General features: G+C 69.2%; 2 protein-coding genes. One reads left to right on the forward strand and one right to left on the reverse strand.

Annotated features, from left to right (window positions below; translation table 11 throughout):
* Positions 1-302, reverse strand: a 302-nt coding sequence (locus FHG89_RS00305) for a YjbQ family protein (RefSeq protein WP_208760814.1), incomplete at its 3' end; no start/stop codon positions are given.
* A 284-nt stretch (positions 303-586) separates the two neighbouring features.
* Here FHG89_RS00305 and aceE point away from each other — a divergent pair.
* On the forward strand, positions 587-3325 hold the full coding sequence (gene aceE, locus FHG89_RS00310; protein ID WP_139581859.1) for a pyruvate dehydrogenase (acetyl-transferring), homodimeric type: 2739 nt from the start codon (positions 587-589) through the stop codon (positions 3323-3325).
* Positions 3326-3448: the final 123 nt, after the last annotated feature.

Here is a 3448-nt window from a genome sequence, read left to right on the forward strand (position 1 = left end):
AGCACGGGCAGCGTGGCGTACGGCGGGACGAACGCGGGCAGCACGTGGTCGCGGCCGTGGCCGGGTGAGCCGTGCCGGTGCCGCCAGCGGTTGTCGGTGGGCAGCAGCGCGTCGATGGCGGTGAGCAGGTCGTCGTCGGAGCCTGACCCGGTCTCGATGATGGCCAGGCCGGCGGTGGCGTGCGGCACGAAGACGTGCAGCAGGCCGTCGCCCTCGCCGGAGACGAATCCCTGGGCCTCGGCGGTGATGTCCCGGACGGTTGGCCGGGACCCGGTCTGGACGGTGATCACGTCACTGCGCATACGTCGCATTCTGCCGCAGCGAGGGCTTAAGAGCCGCCGCCACCGCCCCCGGAGCCGCCGGAGTCGCCACTGACCCCCCGGTCCAGTCCCGGCCCACCCGGGTCGCCGGAGCAGGTCGGAGGGCGGGGCCGACAGCCGAGCGGGTCCGGCCGACCGTCGCGCTAAGTTACCGACGGGTACCTGTGTCGCTCATCGCGTCGGGGGGACCTAGACGTGACGAGGGGTGCCACCAGGGGGCAGGATGGCGCTAGAGACCTATCCCACACACAACCGAGGGAACGCCTGTGGCTACGGAACGCAAGCGCCCGGTGATCAGCGACGGCCTACCGAGCCAGCTTCCGGACATCGACCCTGAAGAGACAAGCGAATGGGTCGAGTCGCTTGACGGTGTCATCGACGAGCGGGGCGCCAAACGCGCCCGCTACGTCATGCTGCGCCTGCTGGAGCGGGCCCGTGAGCGCCAGGTCGGGGTTCCGCCCCTGACCACCACCGACTACATCAACACCATCACTCCGGAACGCGAGCCGTGGTTCCCGGGCGACGAGCACGTCGAGCGGCGGATCCGGGCGTACGTGCGCTGGAACGCGGCAATGCTGGTGCACCGGGCGCAGCGCCCGGAGATCGGCGTCGGCGGGCACATCTCCACCTTCGCCAGCTCGGCGTCGCTGTACGAGGTGGGCTTCAACCACTTCTTCCGGGGCAAGAACCACCCGGGCGGCGGCGACCAGATCTACTACCAGGGTCACGCGTCCCCGGGCATGTACGCGCGGGCGTTCCTCGAGGGCCGGCTCAGCGAGCACCAGCTCGACGGGTTCCGCCAGGAACTGTCTCACCCGGGCGGCGGCCTGCCGTCGTACCCGCACCCGCGGCTCATGCCGGACTTCTGGGAGTTCCCCACCGTCTCGATGGGTCTCGGCGGTCTGAACGCGATCTACCAGGCCCGGTTCAACAGGTACCTGCAGCACCGCGGCATCAAGGACACCTCGCAGCAGCACGTGTGGGCGTTCCTCGGCGACGGGGAGATGGACGAGCCGGAGACGCTTGGCGCGATCGGCGTGGCCGCCCGCGAGGAGCTGGACAACCTCACCTTCGTGATCAACTGCAACCTCCAGCGGCTGGACGGCCCGGTCCGGGGCAACGGCAAGGTCATGCAGGAGCTGGAGGCGTTCTTCCGGGGCGCCGGCTGGAACGTCATCAAGGTGGTCTGGGGCCGTGAGTGGGACCCGCTGCTGGCCGCGGACACCGACGGCGCGCTGGTCAACCTCATGAACACCACGACCGACGGTGACTACCAGACGTACAAGGCCGAGTCGGGCGCGTACGTGCGGGAGCACTTCTTCGGCCGTGACCCGCGCACCCGCAAGATGGTCGAGCCGCTGAGCGACGACGAGATCTGGAACCTCAAGCGGGGTGGGCACGACTACCGCAAGCTCTACGCGGCCTACAAGGCGGCCACCGAGCACACCGGTCAGCCCACCGTCATCCTGGCGAAGACGATCAAGGGTTGGACGCTCGGCTCGCACTTCGAGGGCCGCAACGCGACCCACCAGATGAAGAAGCTGACGCTGGAGGACCTGAAGACCTTCCGCGACCGGCTCTACCTGGACATCCCGGACAAGGCGCTGGAGGACAACCCCTACCTGCCGCCGTACTACAACCCGGGTGAGAAGTCCGAGGAGATCCAGTACCTGAAGGAGCGGCGCGAGCAGCTCGGCGGGTACATGCCGTCGCGACGGACCAGCACCAAGCGGCTGGCCATCCCCGGTCCGGAGCGGTTCGCCGACGTCAAGCGCGGCTCGGGCAAGCAGAAGGTGGCCACCACGATGGCCTTCGTCCGCCTGCTCAAGGACATCATGAAGGACAAGGAGTTCGGCAAGCGCTGGGTGCCGATCATCCCGGACGAGGCCCGCACCTTCGGCCTCGACTCGATCTTCCCGACCGCGAAGATCTACTCGCCGCACGGGCAGCGCTACACCTCGGTCGACCGGGAGCTGTTCCTGTCGTACAAGGAGTCGACGACCGGGCAGATCCTGCACGAGGGCATCAACGAGGCCGGTTCGGTCGCCTCGTTCACCGCCGCGGGCTCGGCGTACGCCACCCACGACGAGCCGATGATCCCGATGTACATCTTCTACTCGATGTTCGGGTTCCAGCGGACCGCCGACGGGCTGTGGGCGGCGGCCGACCAGATGGCGCGGGGCTTCCTGCTCGGCGCGACCGCGGGGCGTACGACGCTCAACGGTGAGGGCCTGCAGCACGAGGACGGCCACTCGCTGCTGATCGCCGCCACCAACCCGGCGGTGGTCGCGTACGACCCGGCGTTCTCCTTCGAGATCGCGCACATCATGGAGAACGGCCTGCACCGGATGTACGGGGACGCGCAGGAGAACGTCTTCTACTACCTGACGGTCTACAACGAGCCGATCCTCCAGCCGGCCGAGCCGGACGGGGTGGACGTGGAGGGCCTGCTCAAGGGCATCTACCGCTACTCGCCGGCACCGCAGGTCGATGGCCCGAAGGCCAACGTGCTCGCCTCCGGCACCGGTATGCAGTGGGCGCTCAAGGCCCAGCAGCTGCTCGCCCAGGACTGGGGGGTGGCCGCCGACGTGTGGTCGGTGACCTCCTGGACCGAGTTGCGCCGCGACGCGGTGCAGGCCGAGGAGTACAACCTGCTCAACCCGGGCGCCGACGCGAAGGTTCCGTACATCACGCAGAAGCTCGCCGACGCCGACGGGCCGAAGGTCGCGGTCAGCGACTGGATGCGCGCCGTACCGGACCTGATCTCCCGCTGGGTGCCCGGCGACTACACGTCGCTCGGCACCGACGGCTTCGGCATGTCGGACACCCGGCACGCGCTGCGTCGGCACTTCCACGTCGACGCCGAGTCGATCGTGGTGGCCACGCTGCGGCAGCTCGCCCGCAGCGGCGCGGTGCCGGCGACCGTGCCGGCCGAGGCCGCCAAGAAGTACGCGATCGACGACGTCAACGCCGCCCCGGTGGGCGAGACCGGCGGCGACAGCTAGTTCCCGCGCGAAACGCAAGGGCCCGGCGCACCGCGCCGGGCCCTTCCGCGTGCCCACCACCCCACCGCCCCACCACACCCCGTCGATCATGCAGTTGTGGTGGTGGATGAAACACCTGAATGG

Origin of the sequence: Micromonospora orduensis (genome assembly GCF_006228125.1) — a bacterium.
Classification (GTDB): Bacteria; Actinomycetota; Actinomycetes; order Mycobacteriales; family Micromonosporaceae; genus Micromonospora; species Micromonospora orduensis.